At 70.6% G+C, this 25,220-nt stretch carries 24 protein-coding genes and 1 pseudogene; 11 read left to right on the top strand and 14 right to left on the bottom strand.

Going from position 1 to position 25,220, the window contains the following annotated elements; genetic code table 11:
* Positions 1–3 precede the first annotated feature (3 nt).
* The 5 genes from AB0L65_RS17840 to AB0L65_RS17860 form a co-directional block, all read right to left on the bottom strand.
* Positions 4–1,377 (bottom strand): Gfo/Idh/MocA family oxidoreductase, encoded by a 1,374-nt coding sequence (locus AB0L65_RS17840; protein ID WP_364246347.1) that lies wholly within the window; start codon positions 1,375–1,377, stop codon positions 4–6.
* 13 nt (positions 1,378–1,390) lie between these two features.
* A complete protein-coding gene (locus AB0L65_RS17845; protein WP_355200225.1) occupies positions 1,391–2,161 on the bottom strand; it encodes a carbohydrate ABC transporter permease in 771 nt (256 codons plus the stop codon).
* An 82-nt stretch (positions 2,162–2,243) separates the two neighbouring features.
* Positions 2,244–3,200 (bottom strand): sugar ABC transporter permease, encoded by a 957-nt coding sequence (locus tag AB0L65_RS17850; protein ID WP_364246349.1) that lies wholly within the window; start codon positions 3,198–3,200, stop codon positions 2,244–2,246.
* The gene (locus AB0L65_RS17855; RefSeq protein ID WP_364246351.1) at positions 3,197–4,477 is read right to left on the bottom strand and encodes an extracellular solute-binding protein; all 1,281 of its coding nucleotides are present in this window, start codon (positions 4,475–4,477) and stop codon (positions 3,197–3,199) included. Before AB0L65_RS17855 ends, AB0L65_RS17850 begins: the two co-directional genes overlap by 4 nt.
* Before the next feature lie 246 nt (positions 4,478–4,723).
* Complete coding sequence (locus AB0L65_RS17860; RefSeq protein WP_364246353.1) at positions 4,724–6,673, bottom strand: S8 family serine peptidase; 1,950 nt, start codon at positions 6,671–6,673, stop codon at positions 4,724–4,726.
* A 354-nt stretch (positions 6,674–7,027) separates the two neighbouring features.
* Here AB0L65_RS17860 and AB0L65_RS17865 point away from each other — a divergent pair, with 354 nt between their 5' ends.
* The 3 genes from AB0L65_RS17865 (at position 7,028) to AB0L65_RS17875 (ending at position 9,377) form a co-directional block, all read left to right on the top strand.
* Positions 7,028–7,909 (top strand): LLM class F420-dependent oxidoreductase, encoded by an 882-nt coding sequence (locus tag AB0L65_RS17865; RefSeq protein WP_364246355.1) that lies wholly within the window; start codon positions 7,028–7,030, stop codon positions 7,907–7,909.
* 71 nt (positions 7,910–7,980) lie between these two features.
* Complete coding sequence (locus AB0L65_RS17870; RefSeq protein ID WP_364246358.1) at positions 7,981–8,454, top strand: hypothetical protein; 474 nt, start codon at positions 7,981–7,983, stop codon at positions 8,452–8,454.
* 119 nt (positions 8,455–8,573) lie between these two features.
* Positions 8,574–9,377, top strand: coding sequence for an SAM-dependent methyltransferase (locus AB0L65_RS17875; RefSeq protein WP_364246361.1), 804 nt, complete (start codon positions 8,574–8,576; stop codon positions 9,375–9,377).
* A gap of 6 nt (positions 9,378–9,383) precedes the next feature.
* On the opposite strand, the gene AB0L65_RS17880 is transcribed toward AB0L65_RS17875, so the two are convergent.
* Genes AB0L65_RS17880 through AB0L65_RS17890 form a run of 3 tightly spaced genes read right to left on the bottom strand, consistent with a single transcriptional unit; the run spans position 9,384 to position 12,281 of the window.
* Positions 9,384–10,508 carry an acyltransferase gene (locus AB0L65_RS17880; RefSeq protein WP_364246363.1) on the bottom strand — a complete coding sequence of 375 codons (1,125 nt, stop codon included), beginning with the start codon at positions 10,506–10,508 and terminating at the stop codon, positions 9,384–9,386.
* A 43-nt stretch (positions 10,509–10,551) separates the two neighbouring features.
* Complete coding sequence (locus tag AB0L65_RS17885) at positions 10,552–11,181, bottom strand: response regulator transcription factor (RefSeq protein ID WP_364246365.1); 630 nt, start codon at positions 11,179–11,181, stop codon at positions 10,552–10,554.
* Positions 11,178–12,281 (bottom strand): sensor histidine kinase, encoded by a 1,104-nt coding sequence (locus AB0L65_RS17890; RefSeq protein WP_364246368.1) that lies wholly within the window; start codon positions 12,279–12,281, stop codon positions 11,178–11,180. Before AB0L65_RS17890 ends, AB0L65_RS17885 begins: the two co-directional genes overlap by 4 nt.
* Before the next feature lie 87 nt (positions 12,282–12,368).
* Here AB0L65_RS17890 and AB0L65_RS17895 point away from each other — a divergent pair.
* From AB0L65_RS17895 to AB0L65_RS17905, 3 genes and pseudogenes are all read left to right on the top strand, one after another.
* Positions 12,369–12,995: pseudogene (locus AB0L65_RS17895) on the top strand (ATP-binding cassette domain-containing protein); the annotation flags it as partial.
* 74 nt (positions 12,996–13,069) lie between these two features.
* Positions 13,070–13,801: an ABC transporter permease gene (locus tag AB0L65_RS17900; RefSeq protein ID WP_364246371.1), complete on the top strand. Its 732-nt coding sequence runs from the start codon at positions 13,070–13,072 to the stop codon at positions 13,799–13,801.
* A 56-nt stretch (positions 13,802–13,857) separates the two neighbouring features.
* Complete coding sequence (locus tag AB0L65_RS17905; protein ID WP_350731678.1) at positions 13,858–14,094, top strand: antitoxin; 237 nt, start codon at positions 13,858–13,860, stop codon at positions 14,092–14,094.
* An 8-nt stretch (positions 14,095–14,102) separates the two neighbouring features.
* On the opposite strand, the gene AB0L65_RS17910 is transcribed toward AB0L65_RS17905, so the two are convergent.
* Positions 14,103–14,903 carry an MBL fold metallo-hydrolase gene (locus AB0L65_RS17910; RefSeq protein ID WP_364246374.1) on the bottom strand — a complete coding sequence of 267 codons (801 nt, stop codon included), beginning with the start codon at positions 14,901–14,903 and terminating at the stop codon, positions 14,103–14,105.
* A gap of 35 nt (positions 14,904–14,938) precedes the next feature.
* Here AB0L65_RS17910 and AB0L65_RS17915 point away from each other — a divergent pair, with 35 nt between their 5' ends.
* A complete protein-coding gene (locus AB0L65_RS17915) occupies positions 14,939–16,429 on the top strand; it encodes a cobyric acid synthase (protein ID WP_364246377.1) in 1,491 nt (496 codons plus the stop codon).
* Positions 16,430–16,436: 7 nt separating this feature from the next.
* Here the strand turns inward: AB0L65_RS17915 and AB0L65_RS17920 are convergent, their stop codons facing one another.
* Positions 16,437–17,444, bottom strand: coding sequence for a 1-acyl-sn-glycerol-3-phosphate acyltransferase (locus AB0L65_RS17920; RefSeq protein ID WP_364246380.1), 1,008 nt, complete (start codon positions 17,442–17,444; stop codon positions 16,437–16,439).
* Between the two features lie 27 nt (positions 17,445–17,471).
* Complete coding sequence (locus AB0L65_RS17925; protein WP_364246383.1) at positions 17,472–18,284, bottom strand: patatin-like phospholipase family protein; 813 nt, start codon at positions 18,282–18,284, stop codon at positions 17,472–17,474.
* 100 nt (positions 18,285–18,384) lie between these two features.
* Between AB0L65_RS17925 and AB0L65_RS17930 the strand changes: the two genes are divergently transcribed.
* The 3 genes from AB0L65_RS17930 to AB0L65_RS17940 are packed head-to-tail and all read left to right on the top strand — an operon-like array spanning position 18,385 to position 21,108.
* Positions 18,385–19,284, top strand: coding sequence for an ABC transporter ATP-binding protein (locus AB0L65_RS17930; protein WP_364246386.1), 900 nt, complete (start codon positions 18,385–18,387; stop codon positions 19,282–19,284).
* Positions 19,274–20,065, top strand: coding sequence for an ABC transporter permease subunit (locus AB0L65_RS17935; RefSeq protein ID WP_364246388.1), 792 nt, complete (start codon positions 19,274–19,276; stop codon positions 20,063–20,065). Before AB0L65_RS17930 ends, AB0L65_RS17935 begins: the two co-directional genes overlap by 11 nt.
* Positions 20,065–21,108, top strand: a complete 1,044-nt coding sequence (locus AB0L65_RS17940; protein ID WP_364246391.1) for a helix-turn-helix domain-containing protein — start codon at positions 20,065–20,067, stop codon at positions 21,106–21,108. Before AB0L65_RS17935 ends, AB0L65_RS17940 begins: the two co-directional genes overlap by 1 nt.
* Here the strand turns inward: AB0L65_RS17940 and AB0L65_RS17945 are convergent.
* Positions 21,098–21,712 carry a LysE family translocator gene (locus AB0L65_RS17945; RefSeq protein WP_364246393.1) on the bottom strand — a complete coding sequence of 205 codons (615 nt, stop codon included), beginning with the start codon at positions 21,710–21,712 and terminating at the stop codon, positions 21,098–21,100. The two genes, AB0L65_RS17940 and AB0L65_RS17945, sit on opposite strands and share 11 nt — an antisense overlap.
* Positions 21,713–21,716: 4 nt before the next feature.
* Entirely contained in the window at positions 21,717–22,664 is a 948-nt protein-coding gene (locus AB0L65_RS17950; protein WP_364246396.1) for a quinone oxidoreductase, read from the bottom strand.
* Between the two features lie 121 nt (positions 22,665–22,785).
* Here AB0L65_RS17950 and AB0L65_RS17955 point away from each other — a divergent pair, with 121 nt between their 5' ends.
* On the top strand, positions 22,786–24,411 hold the full coding sequence (locus AB0L65_RS17955) for a serine/threonine-protein kinase (RefSeq protein WP_364246399.1): 1,626 nt from the start codon (positions 22,786–22,788) through the stop codon (positions 24,409–24,411).
* A 140-nt stretch (positions 24,412–24,551) separates the two neighbouring features.
* On the opposite strand, the gene AB0L65_RS17960 is transcribed toward AB0L65_RS17955, so the two are convergent.
* Positions 24,552–25,139 carry a TetR/AcrR family transcriptional regulator gene (locus tag AB0L65_RS17960; protein WP_364246402.1) on the bottom strand — a complete coding sequence of 196 codons (588 nt, stop codon included), beginning with the start codon at positions 25,137–25,139 and terminating at the stop codon, positions 24,552–24,554.
* Positions 25,140–25,220 lie beyond the last annotated feature (81 nt).

Genomic DNA, 25,220 nt, shown 5'->3' on the forward strand with positions numbered 1-25,220 from the left:
GGGTCACGCTGGACGGGACGCGGAGGTCAGCGGCAGCCCGAGGTCGTCGAGGCGGACGGCCTTCCCGGTGCGTAACGACTCGTTGCCCGCGACCCCGGTCAGGACGCTCGCGGCGCCGTCGAGGAACCCGGCCTGCCGGCGCAGCGGGTCGCCGGAGGCGCCGCGGAACACCTCGTCGAGCAGCATCGTGTCGCCGCCTCCGTGGCCTCCGCCGCCCTCGGGGATCGGCACCTGACGGGCGGGCTCCCAGTGCCGCTGCAGGAGGAGCCGCGTGCCCCGGCGGCGCGGCTGCTCCGGCTCGCCGTCCTGGCCGCCGTCCGTGGCGCGGGGGTCCACGGCGGTGGCGGCGGCGATGGCCGCGCTGGTGGCGACGGGCTCGACGTGGGTGCGCTCGACGACGTCGAGCTCGATGCGCCCGCCGGTGCCGTTGATCGCCACGCGGTATCCCTCCCAGGGGCAGTGCGCGTGCAGCGTGTACGACATCGACGCGCCGCGGCGGTAGCCGACGACGACGTTGAGGTTGTCCTCGATCGTGATGCCGTCGGAGAACACGTCGCGGTCGCGGATGTAGCCGTCCAGATGCTCGCCGTCCTGGTAGAGCAGCCGCAGCCGGTCGTCGGCGGCGATGTCGAGCGCGAAGGGGTCGCCCGGCCCGGCGGCGTCCCTGCTGCGCTCCGGGCGTGGCCCGAGCCCCCGCCTGCGGGCGTTGTCCGAGCCGTAGAACCGCAGGCCGCCGCGGGCGTACACGGTCTCCGGCAGGTCGGCGAGCCACCAGTTGACCAGGTCGAAGTGGTGGCTCGCCTTGTGCACCAGCAGGCCGCCGGAGACGGCCTTGTCGCGGTGCCAGCGGCGGAAGTAGTCGGCGCCGTGCACGGTGTCCAGGCACCACTCGAACGTCAGGGAGGTGATCTCGCCGATGGCGCCCTCGGCGATGAGCCGGCGCACCAGCGCGTTCCGGGGCGAGTACCGGTAGTTGTGGGTGAGGATCAGGCCCGCGGTGCCGGCGGCGAGCGCGTCGCGGATCTGCCGCAGACCGGCGACGTCCACGGTCAGCGGCTTCTCCGACACCACGTCCACGCCCTCGCGCAGCGCCTGGCCGATGTAGGCGGCGTGGGTGGCGTCGGGCGAGGTGACGACCACAACGTCCGGCCGCTCCCTGGCGAGCAGGCGGCCGAAGTCGCCGGGGTCGTAGTGCGCCATCCGCAGGTCGGGCCGGGTCTCGCCGACGAGACGGTCGTAGTACGCCATGCGCACCTCATTGGTGTCGCAGAACGCCACCGGGTGACCGACGTCGGCGTACGGGCCGAGCAGCGCCCCCAGGTACATGCGGGCACGTGAACCGGTGCCGACGAAGGCGTAGCGGCGAGGTCGGGCCATGCGTTTCGATCCCCTATTTCAGGCCGGTGGTGGCGATGCCCTTGACCAGGTACTTCTGGCCTGCGATGAAGAACCCGATCACGGGCGCGAGCGACAGGAACGACATGGCGAACATCTGCCCCCACTGCGACTGCCCCTCGGAGTCGATGAACTGCCGCAGGGCCAGCGGCACGGTGTACAGCTCGGAGTCGGTCAGGTAGATCAGCGGGCCGAAGAACTCGTTCCACACCGAGATGAACGTGAAGATCGCCGTGGTGGCGAACGCCGGCATGCACAGCGGCATGATCACCTTCCAGAAGGTGCGGAACGGCCCGCAGCCGTCGATGCGGGCGGCGTCGTCGAGCTCCTTGGGCAGCGCGCGCATGAACTGCACCATCAGGAAGATGTAGAACGCGTTGGTGGCCAGGAAGTTGGGCACGAGCAGCGGGTAGTAGGTGTTGAGCCAGCCCAGCTTGGCGAAGACGATGTACTGCGGCACCAGGAGCACGTGGCCGGGCAGCATCATGGTGCCGAGCATCAGGGTGAAGAACAGCTTGCGGCCGGTGAACTTCAGCCGGGCGAAGCCGTACGCCGCCAGCGAGCAGGACACCAGGTTGCCGATGATGCTCAGCACGACGATCACGAACGAGTTGGCGAGGTAGACGCTGAACGGCTGCTCCAGCGCGGTCCACCCGTCCAGGTAGTTGGCCGGGTTCCACTCGGAGGGCCACAGCGACAGGTCGGTGAAGATCAGCCGGTCCGGTTTGAGCGAGCTGGAGATCAGCCACGCCAGCGGGTACATCATGACCGCGCCCACCACGCAGAGCAGCACGTGCTTGGTGTACCGGGAACGGCGGGTCCGGCCCACGCGCTCGACGAAACTTTCCTCAGTTGTCATAGAAGACCCAATACTTCGCGGCCAGGAAGTTGACCGCGGTGAACGCGGCGATGATCACCAGCAGCATCCAGGCCATGGCCGAGGCGTAGCCCATGTTGAACTGCGAGAAGCCCTGCTGGTACAGGTACAGGTTGTAGAAGAGCGTGGAGTTGGCCGGCCCGCCGGTGCCGCCGCTCATGACGAATCCCTGGGTGAAGGTCTGGAACGACGAGATCAGGGACTGGATCAGGTTGAAGAAGATGATCGGGCTCAGCAGCGGCAGCGTGATCGAGCGGAACTGCCGCCACCGCGAGGCCCCGTCGATGGCGGCGGCCTCGTAGTACATGCCCGGGATCTGCCGCAGCCCGGCCAGGAAGATCACCATGGGGGAGCCGAACGTCCAGATGTGCAGGACGATGAGTGTGGTGAGGGCGTAGTCGGGGTCGGTCGTCCAGCCCGGCCCGTCGATGCCGAACCAGCCGAGGAACGCGTTCACGATGCCGTCGAGGCCGAAGATGTAGCGCCACAGCAGGACGATCGCGACGCTCCCGCCGAGCAGGGAGGGCAGGTAGAAGACCGCCCGGTAGACGGACAGGCCCCGGACGCCGCGGTTGAGCAGCATGGCCACGCCCAGCGCCGCCGCCAGCGACAGCGGCACCGACACGAACGTGTAGACGAAGGTGACCTTCAGCGACTGGTGCAGCACCGGGTCGCGGAGCATCTCCGCGAAGTTGTCCAGCCCGATCCACTTCGGCGCGTTGAGCAGGTTGTAGTCGGTGAACGCCAGATACAGCGAGGCGAAGAACGGGATGACCGTGAAGAGCATCCCGATGAACCACGGCAGCAGGAAGAGGTACCCGGCCCGGTCCTGGGGCGGCTTGGCGGGGCGCCTGCGCCGCGGCCCGGCGGACGCCTCCGCCCCGGCGACGGGCCGGTCCAGCACCGGCGCGGCCTTCGGCCCGCTCACCCGCCGAGCGCCTTCCTGCCCGCGTCGAGGAACGCCGCGGCGCCCTGCTGCGGCGTCTGCCGCTTGAACTCCACTTCGGCGGCGATCGACTGCAGGCCGGAGGCGATGCTGCTCGACCCCGGCGGGTACGTGTAGGAGCGCGGCAGCTCCTCCTTCTGCAGCCCGATCAGGTAGTCGGTGGCCACCTGGTCGTCCGCCGCCAGGCTCGGCCTGACCTCGGTGGCCACCTTGGCGTTGGCGGGCACGCCGCGGGTCGTGCCGGTCGCCCTGGAGGCGTCCGGGTCGTTGATGAGGAAGTTGAGCAGCTTCAGCGTCTCGGCCGGGTGCTTGGACTTCGCGGCGACCGACCACAGGGCCGGGGTGTCGATCGACTGGCCGCGCCGCTTCTCGGTGGTCTCGCCGGGCATGCGGAGCAGGACGAGGTTGCCCCCGGCGGCGGCGTTGTAGCCCAGGAAGTTGTTGGTGGGGATGATCTGCGACGCGATCGCGCCCTTGGCCAGGTACGACTGCTCGGCGCCGCCTCCCACGTTCTCGAAGAACCCGGCCGGCGGGAAGCCGCCGTCGGCCCGCATGGACTGGAACATCTCGAACCAGGCGACGAGGGTGGCCTCGCTGATGCCGAGCTTGCCGTCGGCGGTGTAGAAGTCCTCGCCGCGCTGGCGGGTGAACACGATGAGGTTGGCCAGCGTGTACGCCTCGAAGCCGGTGCCGTACACCTTCTTGCCGCTGGCCTTGCTGATCTCGCGGGCGAAGGTGGCCAGGTCCTGCCAGCTCCAGGTGTTCCCGTCCGGGATCTTCACGCCGTACTTCTCGGTCAGCGTCCTGTTGACGACGAAACCGATGCTGTTCAGGCCGGAGGCGACGCCGAAGTTCTTGTCGCCGACGGCCGCGAGCGCCCGTACGCTCCCGCTCAGCCCGGACAGGTCGACCGCGCCGGCGTGCTGGTTGAGGTCGAGCAGCGCGCCCCGGTCGGCGTACTCGCGCAGGCTGTCCATGCGCATCATCATCAGGTCCGGCGGGTTTCCGGCCGCGAAGCGCGTGGCCAGCTTGTCCTTGTACGGGCCGCTGTCCTGATACTCGGTCTTCACCGTGACGCCGGGGTTCTTCTTCTTGAACACCTCCAGCGCGGCCTGCGTCTTCTGCGCCCGGGAGGCGTCGCCCCACCAGACCATGTTCAGCTGGACGCCGCCGCCACCGGATCCGTCGCCGCCCCCGCCGAAGCCCCGGCCGCACGCCGTCAGGCCGAGACCGAGGCAGGACAGACCGGCCAACTTCACCAGATTCCTTCGGCTTAACGACATCGGGGCCATTGGAGCGGATCGAGGGGTCATCTGGGCGCGGTCCCTTCGAGAGGGCGCCGGCGAGCCGGCGACATGACGTCCTGGGGGGTAGGGGGAAGGTCACGTTACGTCGGCATTTCGGGTTACGTCAACCCATGAAACAAATAGAGGCAACCGTTTGCAGTGTCCTGAAACGACAACGGGGCGGCGGGTTGCCCCCGCCGCCCCGTCGCTCGCAGGCCGTTACTTGTTGACGTGTCCGTACAGGAACACGGCGGCCTTCTTCAGCTGGGCGGCGCTCGCCCGGCCGGTGCGGTGCCGCTCCGCGGCGGCGATCGCCTGCTTCAGCGTCGTCTTCCCGGACACCTTGGCCGAGCCGTTGTAGACGCCGTGCGCGTAGTTCAGCCACGCGGCCAGCAGCTCACGGTCCAGCAGCGCCTTGGCGGCCTTGCTCTTGGTGGCGAGGGCCTTGTACGCGGTGGACAGCGTGGTGGCGTCGGTCAGCTCGGGGAAGACCTTGCTGCCGTTCTGCGCGATCGCGAGGTAGCACGACAGCGTCTGGTCGCTCAGCGAGCCCTTCCCGCGCAGCATCTCCTTGGCCCATGCCTTGGCACTCAGCGGCTTGGTGCCCTTGCCCCGCGTGCAGTCGTCGGGGGTGGGCACCGGCACCGGCTCGGTGTCCGTGCCGGGGTCGGTCGGGCGGGTCGAGGGGGTCGGCGCCGCGGTCGGGCTCGGCGACTTCGTCGCGGTGGGTGTTCCCGTGGGGGTCACCGTGGGCGTCACGGTGGGCGTCGCGGTCGGGGTCGGCGTGGGGGTCGGGGTGGCGTCCGGGGTCCACGGCATCGCCCTGGCGACGTCGATCCGCTTGGTGGTGACCGAGGTGCCGCCGCTGGTGTAGGTGATGTTCTTGCCGGTGGCCTTCAGCTTGTCGAGGAGCTGGTCCATGGACAGGTTCGGGTACGCCTGGCGCATCACGGCCAGCGCCCCGGCGACGTGCGGGGCCGCCATCGAGGTGCCGTTCATGGAGCCGTAGCCGTTGCCGGGCACTGAGGAGTTGATGCCCATGCCGGGCGCGAAGAAGTCCAGCAGCGGGCCGCGGTTGCCGAACGAGGCCACCGCGTCGTTGTCATCGGTGGCGCCGACCGCGACCGCCCGGGAGATGCAGGCCGGGCTGGAGACGCCGTCGGTGAAGCCGTTGTTGCCGGAGGCGACGACCGTGGCCACGCCGAACTGCTGCAGCCAGACGATCTCGTCCCGCAGGGCGCCGTAGTCGGGGTCGTCGTCGCAGGGCTTGGTCTGCTTCGGGCCGCCGCCCAGGCTCAGGTTGGCCGCCACGACCTTGTAGGCGGCGTGGACGCTGTCCACGTACTGCAGGGCCAGCTTCTGGTCGGAGGTGTAGCTGAGGAAGCACGGGGCGCTGGTGCCCAGCTCACTGCAGATGGGGCCGTTGAAGCGGGTGAAGACCTGGACGGGCAGGATGCCCGCTTCGGGGGCGACGCCGTCGGATGGAGCGTTCCCGGCCTTCTTGCCCGCCGCGATACCGGCCACGTGGGTGCCGTGGGCGCACTTGTTCGCCCCCTGGACCAGGCACTTGGCGGTCTTGGCGTCGGCGGAGCCGGGGCCGGTCTGGACCGGCAGGCCGTTCGGGCACAGCGACTCGGCCTGGAGGGCGGGGTCGTTGTCGACGGTGGAGAAGCAGGCCTCGTTCACGATCCGCCCGGCGAAGAACGGGTGGTCGCGGTCGATGCCGGTGTCGACGATGGCGACGGTGGAGCCCTTGCCGGTCCAGCCCGTCTTGTTGGCCCAGTCGGAGCCGATCAGCTTGGTGCTGACGTCGAGCGAGGGCGCGCTCAACTCGTCCTCGTAGATGGACTTGATCCGGTCGTCGGTCTTGAGCTTGTCGAGCGTGGCCTGGTCCAGGGAGGCGACCAGGAACTCCTTGGAGCTCGTCCGGTCGATGACCTTGGTCTTGCTCGAGGCCTTCTCGGTGGTGTCGGCCACGGCCGCCAGGCTCTCGCCGCCCTTGATCTCGATGATCGCGCGGACCTTGTGGCCGCTCTTCACCTCGGCGGCGAGGCTCTTCGCGACGGCGGGGTCGTCCGCGGCCGCCTGCGCGGGCGACGCGGCGGCCAAGGCGCCCGTCATCGTGGTGGCGAGCATGGAAACGCTCGCCAGCAGAGACCGTAGTCTCACTGGTCCTCCGGGGGGAACGGGCCCGTCTCGTCCGGACGGGGCTGCGTAAGGGGAGCGGGACAGCATCGAGTGCTCAGCCGGCCGCCGGTGTCGAACAAGATCCCCTTTGAGTGCGAGGAACAGGCTAGGAGGTTATGCGGAGGATAAGTAGGAATGAGGTGATTCCGTTATCTGGAAATCTCCGCAGGTCACATGGGTCGGAAGACGAACATGTCCCGCATCCGTGAGATAATGCTCTTATCGGAGCCCTCTCGGCCCCGGGCGCAGCCCGGGCGGGAGGGTTTTTTCATGCCCGCCTTCACCACGTGACCCGCGGCGGGCCCTTCCCTCTTCACCCCATCAAGGAGTGCCCCTATGGACCTCGGTCTGACCTGCCCGCGTTTCCTCTGGTCCGGCGGCGACGCCGCGATCGCCGACAAGTTCGCCGCCGTCGCCCGCGGCGCCGACCAGGCGGGGCTGCGCAGCCTCTGGGTGATGGACCACTTCTTCCAGATCCCCAACTTCGGCTCCGCGGAGGACCCGATGCTGGAGGCGTACGGCGCGCTCTCGTACGCCGCCGCCCTTACCAGCCGGGTGAGCCTGGGCGCGCTCGTGACCGGCGCCGTCTACCGCGCGCCCGGCCTGCTGATCAAGCAGGTCAGCACCCTGGACGCGCTCTCCGGCGGTCGTGCCGTCCTCGGCATCGGCGCCGGCTGGTACGAGCCCGAGGCCCGCGGTCTCGGACTGCCCTTCCCGCCGCTGGCCGAACGGTTCGAGCGGCTCGAGGAGACCCTCCAGATCGCCAGGCAGATGTGGAGCGACCAGGACGGGCCGTACCGGGGCCGGCACTACAGCCTGGAACGTACGCTCAACGCGCCGCAGGCCGACCCGACCATCCTCATCGGCGGCAGCGGGGAGAAGAAGACCCTCCGCCTCGTCGCCCAGTACGCCGACGCCTGCAACTTCCTGTACGGCGCCGACGTCCGGCACAAGCTCGGCGTCCTGCGCTCCCACTGCGAACGCCTGGGCCGGCCCTACGAGGACATCGAGAAGACCCTCCACATGCGCATCCCCGAGGGTGAGAGCGTCGAGCAGAGCGTCCGGCGCTGCGCCGAACTCGCCGCCCTGGGCATCGACCACGTCATCGTCGCCGTGCCCGACCCTGCCGCCGATTCGTGGCTGACCCATCTGGCCGAACTCGCCGCGCGGATATCCACCATCACGCCATTCGGTCGTAACGGGAGCAATTCCGGCTGAATAACTTTGCGCGATGCGATGAATATCTGGTCCGCGTATTATGGAATGGTGGTCTTCCGGATACTTGTCTCATGAACGCGCAGGACGTGGCCTTGCTGACCGCGGCGATGAACCTTGGCACGCTGGTCTTTGTCGGGCTCCAGACGAGGGCGCTGACGAGGCAGACCAGGCTGGTGGCGGCCAATCTCGAGTACGGCACCCATCAGCGGCTCATCGATTATCTCAACGAGATCAACACCATGATCATCGACAATGACCGCGTTCGCGAGATATTCGCGGACATCGACTTCATCGGCGACAGCGTCCGGCGAAATCCTGAAATTTCCGTGCAGAACATCGCCCTCGCCTGGTCGATATTCAACCGCTACGAGGCCGCCCACACCGGCTACCGGCTGGGCGTCATCAAGGACGGCGACTGGGAGATCTGGCTGCGCAGGATCAGGAAGGACCTCAAGATCCCCTTCATCCGCACGGTCTGGCTGCAGGACATGCAGAACTTCGACTACCGCAAGGACTTCCGGGACCTGATCAACGACCTCCTGTAGGTGACCCCGGCCGGCTCGACGATGGGAGCAGAACGCCACGTTTGACACCAAAACCTGACAGTCTCCTTCGCCGATTGCGATAGCTTGTGTACGGAATGATCACGAATGGAGGCCGTGACATGCCGGAGCAAGGCGGTGGCGGAGCTATGGGGATCGACGTCACCAGGCCAAGCGTCGCCCGTATGTACGACTACTACCTCGGAGGCAAGGACAACTTCGAGGTCGACCGCGACGCCGTGGGGCGGGTCGAGAAGGCGATGCCCGAGATCCGCCAGCTGGCCCAGGAAAACCGGGCGTTCCTGCGCCGTGCGGTGCGGCACATGGCCCGGCAGGGGATCCGGCAGTTCATCGACATCGGCTCGGGCCTGCCCACCGTGGGCAACACGCACGAGATCGCCCAGCAGATCATCCCGGACGCCCGGGTGGTGTACGTCGACAACGACCCGGTCGTGCTGCAACACGGTCGCGCGCTCCTGGCGACCGACCACAACACCACCGTGGCCGCCGCCGACATGCGCCGCCCGGCCGACGTGCTCGGGCACCCGGAGACCGTCAAGCTCATCGACTTCAACGAGCCGGTCGGCGTCCTGATGATCGCCATGGTGCACTTCCTCACCCTGGAGGAGCGCGCCTCGGTCATGGGCCAGCTGCGCCACGCCCTGGTGTCCGGCAGCCACCTGACGGCCACCCACGTCACCGTCGACGGCCACCCGGCGGACGCGGTCGCCCAGATCGAGACGGTGTACGCGGCCACGCCGACGCCGATCTACTTCCGCGGGCACGCCGACGTGGCGAGTTTCTTCGATGGGTTCGACCTGGTGGATCCCGGTCTGGTCACCATCGACGCCTGGCATCCCGACCCGGCCGACCCGGCTCCCGCCGCCACGCGGTGGCTGTACGGGGGAGTCGGCCGCAAGCCGTGAGCCGCCTCATCGAGGCTCCGCGCCGCCGGCGACCAGGCGTTTGCCGAGGCGCTGGGCCGGGGCCTCGATCAGCCGGTAGGTCATGGCGCTGAGCGGGATCAGGGCCAGGAAGTACAGCACCGGGTTCGGGATCACGTGCAGCAGGATCGGGTGCAGCAGGTAGAGGGAGAAGCTGATCACGCCGAGCCGCGCCAGCCAGCGCGGGAACGCCCGCCGGCGCAGCGCGAACGCCAGCCCGAAGGCGCCGTACGCGAGCGCGATCGCGGGCGCCCAGCTGGGCTCGTCCTTGGCGAAGAGCCCGCAGCCCAGCACCACCGCCACCGCGACGGCCGCCGTGCGCCAGGGGACGGCTCCCTGCTCGGCCCGGTACACCGCCGTCCCCGCGAACATCGTCGCCAAAATGATCACGCCCTGCCAGGTGCCGGCCCGGCTGCCCAGGATCACCAGCCCGAGCCCGAGGAGACCGCCCGCGACCGCGGCGGCCGTACGTACCCTGCCGTGCCCGAGGGCGGTCACCGCGATGGCCGCCACGACCGCGACGGGGAGCAGCACGGCGGCCACGTCGTCCCGGCCGCCGATCATCGTCTGCGGCACCAGCAGGCCCAGGCCCACGGCCACCAGCGCCAGGACGACGGCGATCTCCGCCGACCTGCCGGCCTGCCGCACCTGGAACAGCGCGACGCTGATCAGGTAGAACGCCATCTCGTACGAGAGCGTCCACGTCACGCTGATGACGGCCGGCAGGTTGAGCAGCTCCTGCAACATGGTCAGATTGCCGAGCGCGACCACGGGGAGAGGACGCTCGGCGAGCTGGGGTTCGAGGCGGAGCACGCCTGCCAGGGCGAGGAGCAGCACCAGGCAGCAGGCGCTGACCAGCAGGGGGAGGAGGCGGAAGGCCCGCCCGGTCCAGAAGGCGCGCACGTCGCCGCGCCGTTCCAGGGAGGCGGGGATGATGTACCCGCTGACCAGGAAGAACACGAACACGCCCCAGCTGCCGAGGTCGATCCGCCGGTCCACCTCCGTCCAGAGGTCCGGGACGAAGGTCCAGCCGGCGTGGTGCATGGTGACGGCCAGCGCGGCCGGCCCCCGCAGGGCGTCCAGCCAGGCCAGCCGGGCGGGGGCCCTGAACATCTGCCGGATTCTAGGCCATACGAGACCGCCGGGAGTCCACGTCTCAGACCAGCCGGGCCTCGTAGGCGGCGATGACCAGGTGGACGCGGCTGCGCGCACCGAGCTTGGTCAGCAGGCTGCTGACGTGCGTCTTGACCGTGCTGAGGCTGACGTACAGGCTCTGCGCGATCTCCGCGTTGGACAGGCCCCGGGCCACCAGGACGAGGACCTCGCGCTCGCGTTCGGTGACGTCCAGGCCGCGGACCGGTGGCACCGGGCTCACGTACCGCCGGATCAACCGCCGGGTGGCGGTCGGGGCCAGCAGGGACTCGCCCGACGCGATGACCTCGACGCTCCTGAGCAGGTCGGCGGGCGGGGTGTCCTTGAGCAGGAATCCCGCGGCGCCCGCCTGGAGGGCTCCGTAGACGTACTCGTCCAGGTCGAAGGTGGTCACGATGAGCACGCGCGTTCGCGGGCGGTCGGCGCAGATGCGGCGCGTGGCCTCGATGCCGTCCATCTCGGGCATGCGCACGTCCATGAGCACGAGGTCGGGACGGTCCCGGGCGGCCGCCGCCACGGCCTGCGCTCCCGTGGCGGCCTCGCCGACCGTGTGGAACCCCGGCGCGCTGTCGATCAACCGTCGGAAGCCGGCCCTGATGAGCGGCTGGTCGTCGGCCACCAGCACCCTGATCACAGCGGCAGCCTCGCCATGACGCGGAAGCCGCGCAGGGGACGCGCGCCCGCCTCGAACTCGCCGCCGAAGACGCGCACGCGCTCGCGCAGCCCCGTCAGACCGTGCCCGTACGGCCGTGCCCGGCCGCGAGTGCCGTCGTCCACGACCTCGACGACCAGCTCGTCTCCCTGCCGTTCGACCCGGACCCGGACGTGGCGGGCCCCGGCGTGTTTGAGCACGTTGGTCAGCGCCTCCTGGACGATCCGGTAGACCGTCAGCTCCATCTCCCCATCCACCTCGCCGTCGATCCTCAGCTCCACCTCCAGGCCCGCCGCCCTGGTCCGTTCGGCGAGCGCGCCGAGGTCGGCCAGGCCGGGAGCGGGGGCGAGCTCGGCCTCGCCGTCCTCGCGCAGCACGCCGAGCAGCCGCCTGGTCTCGCGCAGCGCCGATCTGCTGGTCTCCTCGATCGAGGTCAGCGCGCCGCGCATCTCCTCCGCCCCACCCAGGAGACCCGCGACGCCCGCCTGCACGGCGATCGTGCCCAGCCCGTGGCCGATGACGTCGTGCAACTCCCTGGCGATCCGCAGCCGCTCCGCCATGGCCTCCGCCCGTGCCCGCTCCTCCGCCTGCGCGGCGAGCTGCTCGGTGTAGCGCCTGCGCTGGCGTACGGCGGTGCCGGCGGCCCAGGCGGCGACCATGATCGCCAGCACCAGCCCGAGCTGGTCGCGTACGACGGCCGTCAGCGGCGGAGCCAGCACGCCCTGCGCCGCGACCGCGGCCGCCACGAGCAGCGCGACGACGGCCCTGCCCCGCGTCGCCAGCGTGTACAGCACGAGAGGCAGGCAGAGCAGGTCGGCGTGCGGGACGAAGAACTCGCGCATGCCGAGCCCGCCCACCAGGACGATCACGAACACCGCCCGCGGCCACAACCGCCTGACCGCGACGGGCAGGCCGGTGGCCAGGGCCGCCGCGTAGTCGAGCGCGTCGGGCGCCGACGGGTTCCTCGACGCGGCCAGGCCGACGAAGGCGGCGGCGAAGAAGAGGGCGACTCCGGCGTCGATCGTCACCCAGACCCAGGCCGGCACTCGGCTCAGCAGCGGGAGACGGATCTGTTCGCGCACGCCACGAACCTAACCGCGAGATCCGGGTGCGCGCATCGGTCCCAGGACCGATGCGCGGCGCGCAGTTCCCGGCGGATCGTGAAGGGCATGATCGAAGTCAGCGGGCTCACCAGACGCTTCAAACAGACCCTCGCCGTGGACGACCTCTCCTTCACGGTGCCGCCCGGCAGGATCACCGGCTTCCTCGGCCCGAACGGCGCCGGCAAGACCACCACCATGCGGCTGATCCTCGGCCTCGACCGGCCCACGGCCGGCCGCGCCACGGTGAACGGCCTGCCCTACCACGCGCTCGACAGGCCGCTCACCCAGGTCGGCGCGCTGCTGGACGCCACGGCGGTGCAGGCAGGCCGCCGCGCGGACCAGCACCTGTGGTGGCTGGCGCGCTCCAACGGGATCTCGCGGCAGCGCGTCGGCCCGCTGCTGGAGTTCGTCGGGCTCGGCGACGCGGGACGCAGGCGCGTCGGCGGCTTCTCGCTGGGCATGAAACAGCGGCTCGGGCTGGCCGCGGCGCTGCTCGGCGACCCCGAGGTGCTCCTGCTCGACGAGCCGGTCAACGGGCTCGACCCGGAAGGCATCCGCTGGATGCGCGACCTGCTCAAGTCGCTCGCCGCCGAGGGCCGGACCGTCCTCGTGTCGAGCCATCTCATGAACGAGATGGCGGTGACGGCCGACCACCTGATCGTCATCGTCCGGGGCAGGCTGCTGGCCGACGCGAAGATCGGCGAGTTCGTCCGGCCCGGCACGTCACTGGAGGACGTGTTCATGGAGGTCATCGGGAGGTACGAGCCGTGAGCGCGATCGCCACCGAGTGGATCAAGCTGCGCACGCTGCGGTCGACCTGGTGGGCGCTGGGCGTCGGCGTGCTGGTGGCGCTCGCGCTGACCGTGCTCGGCGCCTCGACGGTCATCGCGCGCTGGGATCCCGGCCGTACGGGCGACCAGGCCGCCATGGGCGTCGTGGTGGCCGTGTACGTGGGGGTGGTTCTGGCCCAGCTGCCGTTCGGGATGATGGGCGCGATGACGATCAGCGGCGAGTACACGTCCGGCATGATCGACGCGACCCTCGTCGCCACGCCGTCCAGGGGGCGGGTGCTGGCGGCCAAGGCGGTGGTCCTGAGCGGGGCCGCGGTCGCCGGCTCGCTGCTCATCGCGATTCCCGGCTATGTCTACGGACGGTTCCTGGCCGCGGAGTTCCACCCGTCGCTCCTGCCCGCCGGGGCCTGGACGGTGATCGCCGGTGGCACGCTCATGATCGTGGTGGCCACGCTGCTCGGGCTGTCGCTCGGCGTGATCCTGCGCAACGGGGCCGTGGCGACCGCGGCGCTGGTGACGATCGTCCTCGTGCTGCCGTTCGCCGGCCTCGTGCTGCCCGGCGGGGAGTGGGTCAACCGGTTCCTGCCCGGCTACCCGGCGCTCCAGCTGATCGAGCAGCTGCCGCCCATCATGCCGACCTGGGCGGCTTTCACGGTGCTCGCCGGGTGGACGGTGGTTCCGCTGCTCGCCGCCTGGCGGCGGGGGTGAATGTGCAGGATGCGGGGGTAGGGGGCGCCCGTAGTCGGAAGAAATGGGGAACGTGTATGAGCCGCATCGGGGAATGGCTGAAGAAGGCGGAGAACCTGGCCAGAGGGCATTCCAAGCAGGCCGACCAGTTGCTGGACCGGGCCGAGCGCTACGCGAAGGAGCGGACCGGCCACAAGTACGACGACCAGATCTCGAAGGGCGCGGACGCGGTGCAGGAGCGCTACGGCGGCGGTGGTCAGAAGCAGCCGCCCGTTCGGGACGAGGAGACCAGGGACCAGAGGCGCGAGGGCTGAACGGCCGGCTACCTGTCCTCGACGAAGGAGAGGTACCGGTCGGCTGAGCGGCGGACGGCCTCCGTGCCGTCCCCGTGCACGACGCGCTTCCACCAACCCCCGTAAACCCTCTCGAACGCGTACGGCTCCAGCAGGTCCAGGGCACGGCGCACGACGTGCGGACGTTCCGGGATGTAGTTGGGGTAGCTGTACATGAAGCTCACCCAGCGCCGGTCCTGGACGACCTGGAGGATGTCACCCGAGAACAGGGCACGCTCGGACGACCAGTGCAGCACCTGGCCGCCCTCGAAGTGCACGCCCGCGTTGATCAGGGTGAGGTCCTCCGACAGCCGGTGGGTGTCGCCTTCCCAGAAGACGACCGAGTCGTCCGGTCTGGCCACCCACCGCCTGTCGGCGGCGTGGATGTACACCGGGGCGTCGAAGGCCCGGGACCATTCGATCATGGAGCCGTAGAAGTGGGGGTGGCTGATGGCGATGGCCGACACCCCGCCCAGCTCCTCGACCTCGGCGACCAGGTCGTCGTCGAGGTAGGAGACCATGTCCCAGAGCACGTTGCCCTCCGGCGTGCGCAGCAGGAGCGCGCGCTGCCCGATCGCCGTGGGCGGGGCGGTGCCGATGCCCACCACGCGCGGGCCCTCCTCCTCCACCCGGCCGCGATGGCCCTCGGCCGCCAGGCCCGCCAGCGTGGTCCACCGCTGGCCGTCCCAGCCGACGTACTGGCGCTCGTCCTCGCAGATCGGGCAGTCGGGGCGCGGCTCGGCGTACTGGACGCCGCAGGTGCGGCAAATGGGCAGGTCGGCCGGTGGCATGCGGCCAGCCTAGCGCGGGCCTGTACGGTGATCGCATGGTCAGAGGGGGGTTGCTGGTCGCGGGGACCACGTCCGACGCGGGCAAGAGCGTGCTGACGGCGGGGATCTGCCGGTGGCTGGCCCGCAGGGGCGTGCGCGTCGCGCCCTTCAAGGCGCAGAACATGTCGCTCAACTCGTACGTCACCGCCCAAGGCGCCGAGATCGGCCGGGCCCAGGCGACGCAGGCGCAGGCCGCCTACCTGGAGCCGACGGTGGACATGAACCCCATCCTCCTCAAACCGGGCACCGACCGCCGCAGCCAGGTCGTCCTCATGGGCAACCCGGTGGCGGACGTGGACGCGATGGAGTACGGCGCGCTCAAGGACCTCCTGCGCGCCACCGCGCTGGAGGCGCTCGAAAGGCTCAGAGGTCAGTACGACGTGGTCGTGTGCGAGGGCGCGGGCAGCCCCGCCGAGATCAACCTGCGCCGCGGCGACATCGCCAACATGGGCCTGGCCAGGGCCGCCGACCTGCCCGTGATCGTGGTCGGCGACATCGACAGGGGAGGGGTGTTCGCCGCGTTCTACGGCACGGTGGGCCTCTTAGACGCAGACGACCAATCGCATATTTCCGGATTTGTCGTGAACAAGTTCCGCGGCGCGCGGGAGCTCCTGGAGCCCGGCCTCGACATGCTCAGGCGGCTGACCGGGCGCGAGGTGTACGGCGTGCTGCCCTGGCTCGACGGGCTCTGGCTGGACGTCGAGGACTCCCTGGCCCTGGACAGCCGGAAGGTCGCGGTAGGCGCCCCGTACGGCAGGCAGACCCTCCGGGTGGCCGTCGTGCGGCTGCCGAGGATCTCGAACTTCACCGACCTGGACGCCCTGGCCGCCGAGCCGGGGGTCGTGGTGCGTTTCGTGACCGATCCGGTCGAGCTGGACGACGCCGATCTGGTGGTGCTGCCGGGCTCCAGAGCCACGGTGAGCGACCTGGCGTGGCTGCGGGAGCGCGGGCTGGCGGCGGCGATCATCGACCGCGCGGGGCCGGTGCTGGGGATCTGCGGCGGGTTCCAGATGCTCGGGCGGGAGATCGTGGACGAGGTGGAGTCGGGGGCGGGCACGGTCGAAGGGCTCGGGCGGCTGCCGGTACGCGTCGAGTTCGCGAAGGAGAAGCGGCTCGGGCGACCGGAGGGCACGGCGTACGGGCAGCCGGTCCGCGCGTACGAGATCCACCACGGGCTGGCCTCGGTCGACGGAGGCGAGCCGTTCCTCGACGGCTGCCGGGCCGGCAACGTCTGGGGCACCACCTGGCACGGCGCCCTGGAGAACGACGGCTTCCGCCGGGCCTTCCTGGCCGACGTGGCCGCGCGGGCGGGACGCGACTTCGCACCGGCTCCCGGCACGGACTTCGCCGCGCTCCGGGAGGAGCGGCTCGACGCGCTCGGCGACCTGGTGGAACGGCACCTCGACACGGACGCGCTGCTCCGCCTCATCGAGCACGGCCCGCCGGACGTCCCGGTCCTGCCCCCGGGCGCGCCGCCGCTCAGCTAGCGGGCGCTCATCTTGTCCGGGCCACGCGCTGGGCGGCGATCCAGGCGTCGATCTGCTCCCAATGGTCGTACAGCCACCGGATCCGGTCCTCCCGCTCCGCCGGGATCTCGGCCGCGGGCACCCGCCACCACTTCGCGGTGATCTGAGCGTTGAAGGGCAGCTTGCGCCAGACGTCCCCCAGCGTGATGAGGTCGTCGAGCCCGGTGTGCGCGACGAAGATGACGTCCGCCGACGGGCACGCCTCGATGGCCGTGATGGCGCCGTTCGGGCGGGGCGGGAGCAGGTGGTCCATGCCGCGCGCCCGCTCCGCCTCCTCGGTCAGGCCCTTCTCTTCCAGTCGCCGGATGGCGAGCCGGCGGCGTCGCGGGGTGAAGTTCCCGCCCTCGGGGAAGATCACGAGAGCGTCCTGGTCGCCCATCGTGGCGGCGAGGCGGTGGATCTCCTCGATGACCCGCTTCTGTCCGGACTTGCGGGGCACGAACGCGTTCGGCAGCCGGTTGATCACGACGTCCAGCGAGGGGTCGTACTGGAGCGCGGCCTTCATGACGATGCGCGGCCGCCGGTGATAGATCGCCAAAAGGTAATAAATCAGCAAAAAGGAGTCGCCGGGGCCCGCGTGCCGCGACAGCACGATGACCGGTCGCGTCAGCCTGGCGGACTGCTCCTCGTCCGTCAGGTCGGGCTCCTGGATCTCCAGCGTCAGCCGGAAGATCCGCACGGTGGCCGCGTGCACCTTGGCCAGGAACCACCTGATCAGGGCGTAATGCCGCTCCTGGCGCCGGGCCCCGCCCGCCACCCACAGCCACAGGCACGTGATCAGCACGCCCGACTCCAGCGTCAGCCACACCGTGGCGAACCAGACGAACCTCGCCCCTCTGCGCCGCGGCGGCGGCAGGCGCAGCGAGGCCGCGGCCGTGACCAGGAGCCAGAACGGCAGCGTCACCACCATGAACACGGTCACCACGATGACCAGCGGAGCCAGCACCAGCCGGCGGAGAATACGCGGTGGAAGCAACGGCGCCTCCCTGCAACGGTCTAACCCTCATCCTCCTCTGTTGCGCAAATAGCGGGAAGAAGCGCTGTACGCCCGCTCGATGCAAGCGGAGATCTGCGAGATGTCGCGGTAGCGCAGCGGGGAGAGCGCCTCGGTCATCCCGGCGGGCAGCACGTGCACCTCCACGCCGGGCGGCAGGCTGGCCATGTCCTCGGCGAACCGGTGCCTGCGCGCGATCTCGAACGCCACCATGCCCACCTCCCAGAACCTCCTGGGCGGCGCCAGCGGCCGTTCGATCCGCCCGACGTGCAGGACGTAGACGCGCTTGGCGCCGAGCTGCACGGCCCGCCCCACGGGGATGCTGTGCACCAGCCCCCCGTCGTAGAAGTGCTCGCCGCCGATCACGACAGGCGGCAGCAGCCCGGGCACCGCGCACGACGCCAGCACCGCGTCGACCAGCGGCCCGCCGGTGAACCAGTGCGCCGCCGCCCGTTCGACCGAGGCCGCCACGCACTGGAAGGGGACCTCCAGCTCCTCGATCCGCGAAACCCCCACGGTCCCGCTCAGAACCTCGCGCAACGGCCCGATCGGGTGCAGATGGGTGCCGGTCCTGGCCAGCGTGGACAACCGGGCCACCCACGAGCCGGCGAAGGCCGTACGTACGACATCGGAGCGCCACAGAGCGGTCAGCCGCTCCACCGCCTCGGACGGGGCGGCGGCGATGACCACCCCGTTCAGGGCGCCCACGGACGTGCCCACGACGAGGTCGGGGCTGATGCCCGCCTCGTCGAGCGCCTGCAGCATGCCCACCTCGTGCGCGCCGAGCACGCCCCCGCCACCGAGCACGAACGCCGTTTCCACGCAACCCACCCTCTCGTTGCCGCGTCCCGGAAGCAAAGCCATCCGCACGCTGCCGGACCCGTCCAGTGACGGAAGTCCCGCGCGGCGGGACGATTCGGCCATGACAGCAGTGGTGCAGGCCGAAGGGCTGACCAAGTATTACGGCAGGCGCCGCGGCCTGGAAGATCTCACGCTGGAGATCCAGCCGGGGGAGATCTTCGGGTATCTCGGGCCGAACGGCGCAGGCAAGACGACCACGCTCCGGTTGCTGCTCGACGTGATCAGGCCCACCCGGGGCACGGTACGCGTCCTCGGCGCTGACCCGCGCGAGTCCGCGATCCGCTCCAGGATCGGGTATCTGCCCGGCGAGCTGGCGCTGGAGGGCCGCGAGCGGGCCAAGGACTACCTGCGCTTCCTCGGCAGGGTACGCGGCGGCGTGCCGGACACGCGCATCGACGCCCTGGCCGAGCGGTTCGAGGCCGACCTGTCGGTGCAGATGCGCAAGCTCTCCAAGGGCAACAAGCAGAAGGTCGGGTTGATCCAGGCGTTCATGCACGAGCCGGAGTTCCTCATCCTGGACGAGCCGACGGGCGGGCTGGACCCGCTGGTGCAGCACGAGTTCCTGGCCATGCTCAGGGAGGTGCGCCAGTCCGGGCGCACCGTGCTGATGTCCTCGCACGTGCTCGCCGAGGTCGAGAACGTCTCGGACCGGGTCGGGATCGTACGGGACGGGCGCCTGGTGGCCGTGGAGGACGTGGCGGCGCTGCGCGAGAAGGCGGTGCGCCGGGTCGAGCTGCACTTCGACGCGCCCGTGCCGCGAGCGGCCTTCGAGAACCTGCCCGGCGTGCGCGACCTGCGCGTGGAGGGCGCCGGCGTGCGCTGCACGATCGACGGCCGGCCGGACGCGCTGATCAAGGCGGCGGCCCGGTTCACCGTGGTGCACATGGTGAGCGCGGAGCCGGACCTGGAGGAGATCTTCCTGACCTACTACGGCGACGAGGAGCGGCACCATGATCGCTAAGAGCCTGCGCGACAACCGGCGGTCGCTCATCTGGTGGTGCCTGGGCATCAGTGCCTTCATGGCCGTCTATCTGGGCGCGTACGCCAACATCAGGCTGAACCCCGAGACCTACGGCTCCATGGCCGTGGCCAAGTTCCCCGGGCCGCTCAAGGACCTGATGGGCGGGCTCGGGGACTTCGCCTCCGGCACCGGCTACCTGCAGACGGTCGTCTACCAGCTCTTCGTCCCCATCCTGTTCATCGTGTTCGCGATGAACCTGGCCAACCGGGCGATCGCGCAGCCGGAGGAGTCGGGCACGCTGGAGCTGGTCGTCACGCTGCCGGTGGACCGGCGGCGGCTGGTGCTGGACAGGTTCGCCGCGCTCGCGGTCACGCTGCTCGTGACGGCCGTGGTGACGCTGCTCGTCACGTGGGCCACGAGCCAGGCCGCGGAGATGGGGGTGCCGTTCGACCGGATCCTGGCCGCGCACCTCGGGGTGTTCCTGGTCGGCCTGCTGTTCGGGACGATCGGGCTGGCGGCCGGCGCGGCCACCGGGCGCAGGGCGATCGCCTCGGCCGTGGTCGGCGTGTGGGTGGTGGCCGGCTACGTCGTGGTCACGATCGGCCGGAACGTCGACGCCATCTCCTGGCTGAAGTGGGTCTCGCCGTTTCACTACTACGCCGAGGGCAGGCCGCTCTATGAGGGGCTGCCGGTCGGGGACTACCTTGTGCTGGCGGGGGCGACGGCCGTGCTCGCGCTCACCGCGGTGCTCTCCTTCGACAGGCGTGACGTTGGAGTGTGATGGCGATCTCCGAGCTGCCCGCCGACCTGCTCGCCGACCTGCTCGGCGGGCATCGGCGGGTGCTGGCCGAGCACGCCGCGACCGGCCGCTTACCCTCCCGCGAGGCGCTCGACGCCTACCGCGCCGCGGGCAAGCGCGCCGCCAGGCTGGGGGTCCCGCTGCGGGCTCTGGTGGACGGCGCCCTCGCCGCCGGCGAGGGGCTGCAGGAAGCGCTGCCCGCGCTGCGCAAGGCGGTCTCCGCGCTGATGGAGGGGTACGAGCGGGCGCAGCTCGCCGCCGTCCGAGAGGAGGAGCAGGCCTGGCGGGAGTTCGTGGACGACCTGCTCCAAGGGCGGGCCGAGCGGCTGGCGGAGCGGGCCGAGCACTTCGGGCTGCGGCTGGCGGGGTCGTACGTGGTGGCCGTGGCCCGCGGCATGCGCGACGGCGACCAGGACCGCATCGAACGGGACCTGATCGCCCGGTTCGGCTCGCACAACGTGCTCGTGGCCGTGCGCGACGGGCTGCTGGTGTGCGTGGCCCCGGCGACGCTGCCGGCCGCGGTGGGGGAGTTCACCCATCACGTACGCGCCCGCTTCCCGGTCGGGTGGCGGGTCGCGGTAGGACGGCCGCAGCGCGGCCCCGGGGGCGTGGTGGCCTCCTACCGGGAGGCGGCGCAGGCCCTGGAGCTGGCCGACGGGCTGGGGCTCAGGGCCGACGTGGTCAAGGCGGCCGACCTGCTCGTCTTCCCCGTGCTGCTGCGCGACAGGGGCGCGATCGAGGACCTCGTGACCAGCGTGCTGAGCCCGCTGCTGGGGGCGCGTGGCGGGCACGAGCCGCTGCTGGAGACGCTGGAGGCCGTCTTCGCCTCGCACGGCAACCAGACGGCCGCGGCCCGGCGGCTGGGGCTCAGCCCGCGGGCGGTCACGTACCGGCTGGAGCGCATCCGCCGTCTGACCGGCTTCTCGCCGGACGACCCGACGCAGCGCTTCACCCTGGAGACCGCCGTGCTCGGGGCCCGTCTGCTGGGCTGGCCCACGGGCCCCGGTTTCGGCCTCAGTCGGTGACGGCGAGGCGGATGCCGAAGCCGACGATGACCACGCCGGTCAGGCGGTCGAGGAAGCGGCGTACGGCGGGCGTCCGCAGGAAGCCGCCCACCAGCGACGCGAACCCGATCAGCGCCGCGCTCCACAGCAGCCCCTCGGCCACGTGCACGCCGGCCAGCACCAACCCCATGACCGCGTGCGGCGCCCCGTCCGGGATGAAATGCGGCAGCATGGCGACGTAGAACGCTCCGACCTTGGGGTTGAGCAGGTTCGTGACCAGGCCGCGCCGGAACCCGGCCCCGAACCGCACCGCCTGCTCCGGCTCGTCATGAGGCGCGGCCTGGGCCAGGAGCATGCGCAGGCCCATCCACACCAGGTACGCCACGCCGGCCCAGCGCAGGACCTCGTAGCCGAGCCGCGAGGCGGCCAGCAGCGCCGACAGCCCGGCCGCGGTGAGCACGCCCCACGTGAGCGTGCCGAGCTGGATGCCGAGCGTCACGCCCCAGGCCGCCCGCCTGCTCGCCAGCAAGGACGTACGCAGGATCAGGGCCGTGTCGAGGCCGGGGGCGAGCGTGAGCAGTGCCACTACGGCGGCGAACGACCAGATTGATCCTGCGATGTCCATGGCGTCAGGGTATGAGGAGCAGTTTTCCTGTCGTCCGGCGGGCCGCCAGGTCCTCGTGCGCCTGGTGCGCCTCGGCCAGCGGGTAGCGGTGCGAGATGTTGATGGTGAGCTGTCCCGACTTGATCCAGCCGAACAGGTCGGAGGCGCGCCGCAGCAGCTCCTCGCGCTCGGCTATGTAGTGGACGAGCGTGGGCCTGGTCAGGAAGAGCGAGCCCTTGCGGTTGAGGATCTGGGGGTCGATCGGCGGCACCGGGCCGCTGGCGGCGCCGTACAGGGCCATGAGGCCGCGGGGCCGCAGCGCCTCGAGCCCGCCGTCGAACGTGGCCTTGCCGACGCCGTCGTACACCACGTCGATCCTGCCCCGCAGCGTCTCGGCGAAGTCGTCGTACCGCAGCACCTCGTCGGCGCCGGCCTCCCTGGCCAGCTTCTCCTTCTCGTCGGTGGAGACGGTGGTGTAGACCTTGGCGCCCTTGAACTTGGCCAGCTGGATGAGCAGCTGGCCCATGCCGCCGGCGCCGGCGTGGACGAGCACCTGGTCCCCTTCCCGCACCTCGTGGGTGGAGTGGGTGAGGTAGTGGGCGGTCATCCCCTGCAGCATCGCCGCCGCGGCCACGTCGGCCGGGACGCCGTCGGGCACGGGCACGGCCCGGTCCGCCGGGACCACCGCCTTCTCGGCGTAGCTGCCCAGGACGTTGGCCCAGGCCACGGTGTCGCCCACGGCCACCCCTTGCACCCCAGGCCCGACGGCCGAGACCGTGCCCGCGCCCTCGGAGCCGATGGGGGTGGGCAGGTCGAGCGGGTACGCGCCGGAGCGGTGGTAGATGTCGATGAAGTTGACCCCGCTGGCCGCGACGTCGACCACGATCTCCCCCTCGCCGGGGACGGGATCGGGCCGCTCGACGTATTCGAGAACCTCAGGACCGCCAGGGGCGGAGACGATGATGGCATGCATGACACCTAGTCAACTCCGTACGCGCGGGGGAATGCCACTCGGGTCCGGCTTCCCCCAGGTGGCGAATACGTGGCGTGCTCGGCCCTGCGCGGTGTGCGGCGTGTCGGTAAGCTAGCGCGCCGTGAGCGGTGAAACCTCCCACATCGGGCGCTACAGGTTGCTTAGCGTGCTGGGTCGGGGCGGCATGGGCACGGTCCATCTCGCCGAGGATCCGGCTGGGCAGCGGGTCGCCGTCAAAGTGATCAACCCGGAGCTGACCCAGCACGAGCAGTTCCGCATGCGGTTCCGCAGGGAGGCGGACGCCGCCCAGAGGGTGCGCAGGTTCTGCACGGCCGCGGTGATCGAGGCCGCGCTCGACGGCGACCAGCTCTATGTCGTCACCGAATACGTGCCCGGCCCGAACCTCGAGGCCGCCGTACGCCAGTCGGGCCCCCTGCGCGGCTCCAGCCTCGACGCGCTGGCGGTCAGCGTGGCCACCGCGCTGACCGCCATCCACGGCGCCGGTGTGGTGCACAGGGACCTCAAGCCGTCGAACGTGCTGCTGTCGCCCGTCGGCCCGCGCGTGATCGACTTCGGCATCGCGCGGGCGCTCGACACGCTCGGAGGCGTCACGGGCACCGGCGAGCTGGTGGGCACGCCCCGCTACATGGCTCCCGAGGTGCTGCGGGGCGAACCCGTGTCCCCGGCCTGCGACGTGTTCTCGTGGGGATGCCTGGTCGCGTTCGCCGCCAGCGGCAGAGCGCCCTTCGGCGGCGACACGCTGCCCTCGATCGTGTACCAGGTGCTCAACACCGAGCCGGATCTCAGCGAGGTCGAGCCCGGTCTGCGCGAGCTGGTCGGAGCCGCGCTGCGGAAGGACCCGGCCGTGCGGCCCACCGCGCAGCAGCTGCTCGACCAGCTCGTCGGGCGGTCGGCCGGGCCCGAACAGGCGGCGCATACCGTACAGGTGGCCTGGCAGCAGGCCACGGCGCCGTACACGTCCGTCGAGCAGAAGCCCAGGGGCAACCGCGCCAAGCTGATCGCGGGCGTCGCGGCGGCGGCCGCGGCGGTGCTCGTGGCGGGCTCGGTGGCCGCGTGGGCGGTGTTCAGCCCCAGCGGGCCGCCCGACATGAGCGTTCTCTACCGCGAGGACTTCACGCAGACCTCCGGCGGCTGGAACGGCGTCTACGACCCGGACGAGACGGCCAGCTACGGCTACCGGACGGACGGGACGTACGGGCTGGACGTGGAGAAGGGGTCCGAAGAGCGGTGGGCGAAGGCGCCCATACCCTTCCTCATCGCCACGCCCACCACGACGCCCGACCCGTCGGCCACGCCCACGCCGATGTTGCCCTCGTCCGTCGTCGTCGCCGTCACCGCCGAGGTCAAGAAGTCGGTCGGGAGCGGTGAGTACGGCGTGTACTGCCACAACATGGACGATGACGACACGTACTACGAGTTCGCGCTTGACACGACCGGGAAGGCCAGGATCCGGCGGATCGTGGACGGATCGGGCGGGACGCTGGCCCAGCCGGTACAGGTGGACGGCCTGCCCGGCAAGGCCCGGCTGGTGGCGGCGTGCGAGCAGATCGGGTCGGCCGTACGGCTGACGATGTGGGTGAACGATCAGCGGGTGCACCAGGTGGAGGATCCGAACGGGCTCGGGAACGGGTACGTGGGGTTGTTCGCGCGTACGCCGAAGGATGAGACGTCGCTGCTGAAGACGACGTTCGACGACTTCGAACTACGCGGCCAGAAGACCCCCTGACACTCCGGGGGCTCCGGGCGCGGGTTGCTCTTGCAGGCGCGGGGGTCGGCTCACAGCGCACCAGCATGGGCTGCGTCGGTGGCACGGGCGACGGCTCACAGTGCACCAGCATGGGCGGCGTCGGTGGCATGGGCGACGGCTCACAGAACACCGGCGCGGGCGGCGGCGAGTGCCGCGTCGGCGGCACGATCGGCGTCCCGCTCGGTGACCGGCTCATGCGCCACGAACAACCGGTAGTAAACAGGCGCGACGGCCACCCTGATCACTTCCCTGACATCCACGACGTCAGGCAGCTCACCGCGTGCGACCGCCCGCCGCACCACCTCGGCCGACTGCTCGTGCCGGGCCATGAAGAACTCGTGCAGCGCCCGCGCCGCATCGGGATCCTGTACGGCCGCCGCCACGAACGCCGACGACACCGGCCCCAGCTCCGGGTCGTCGAAGCCGCTGCGCACCAGCTGGACGATGCCCCGCAGATCGCCCTCGATCGAGCCCGTGTCGGGAATGGGCCACGGCTCCTCCCCGGCCAGCTCCAGGGCGTCGGAGATCAGCCCCGCGACACTGCCCCAGCGCCGGTAGACGGTCGTCTTGTGCACTCCTGACCGCTCGGCCACGTTCTCCACCGTCAGGCCCCGATATCCGTGCTCGGCCAGCTCGGCGAGGGTGGCCTCCCGTACGGCGTCCCGAACCCGGGCGCTTCGCCCGCCCGGCCGCTTGTTCGACTCCAAAAACTACTCCAGTTGCATTAGCGTCTCCCGCATGGCACACTAACGCTACAATGGTTGCGATTGGAGTTCCATCCTGATCAG

Origin of the sequence: Nonomuraea sp. NPDC052116 (genome assembly GCF_040680035.1) — a bacterium.
Taxonomy (GTDB): Bacteria; Actinomycetota; Actinomycetes; order Streptosporangiales; family Streptosporangiaceae; genus Nonomuraea; species Nonomuraea angiospora_A.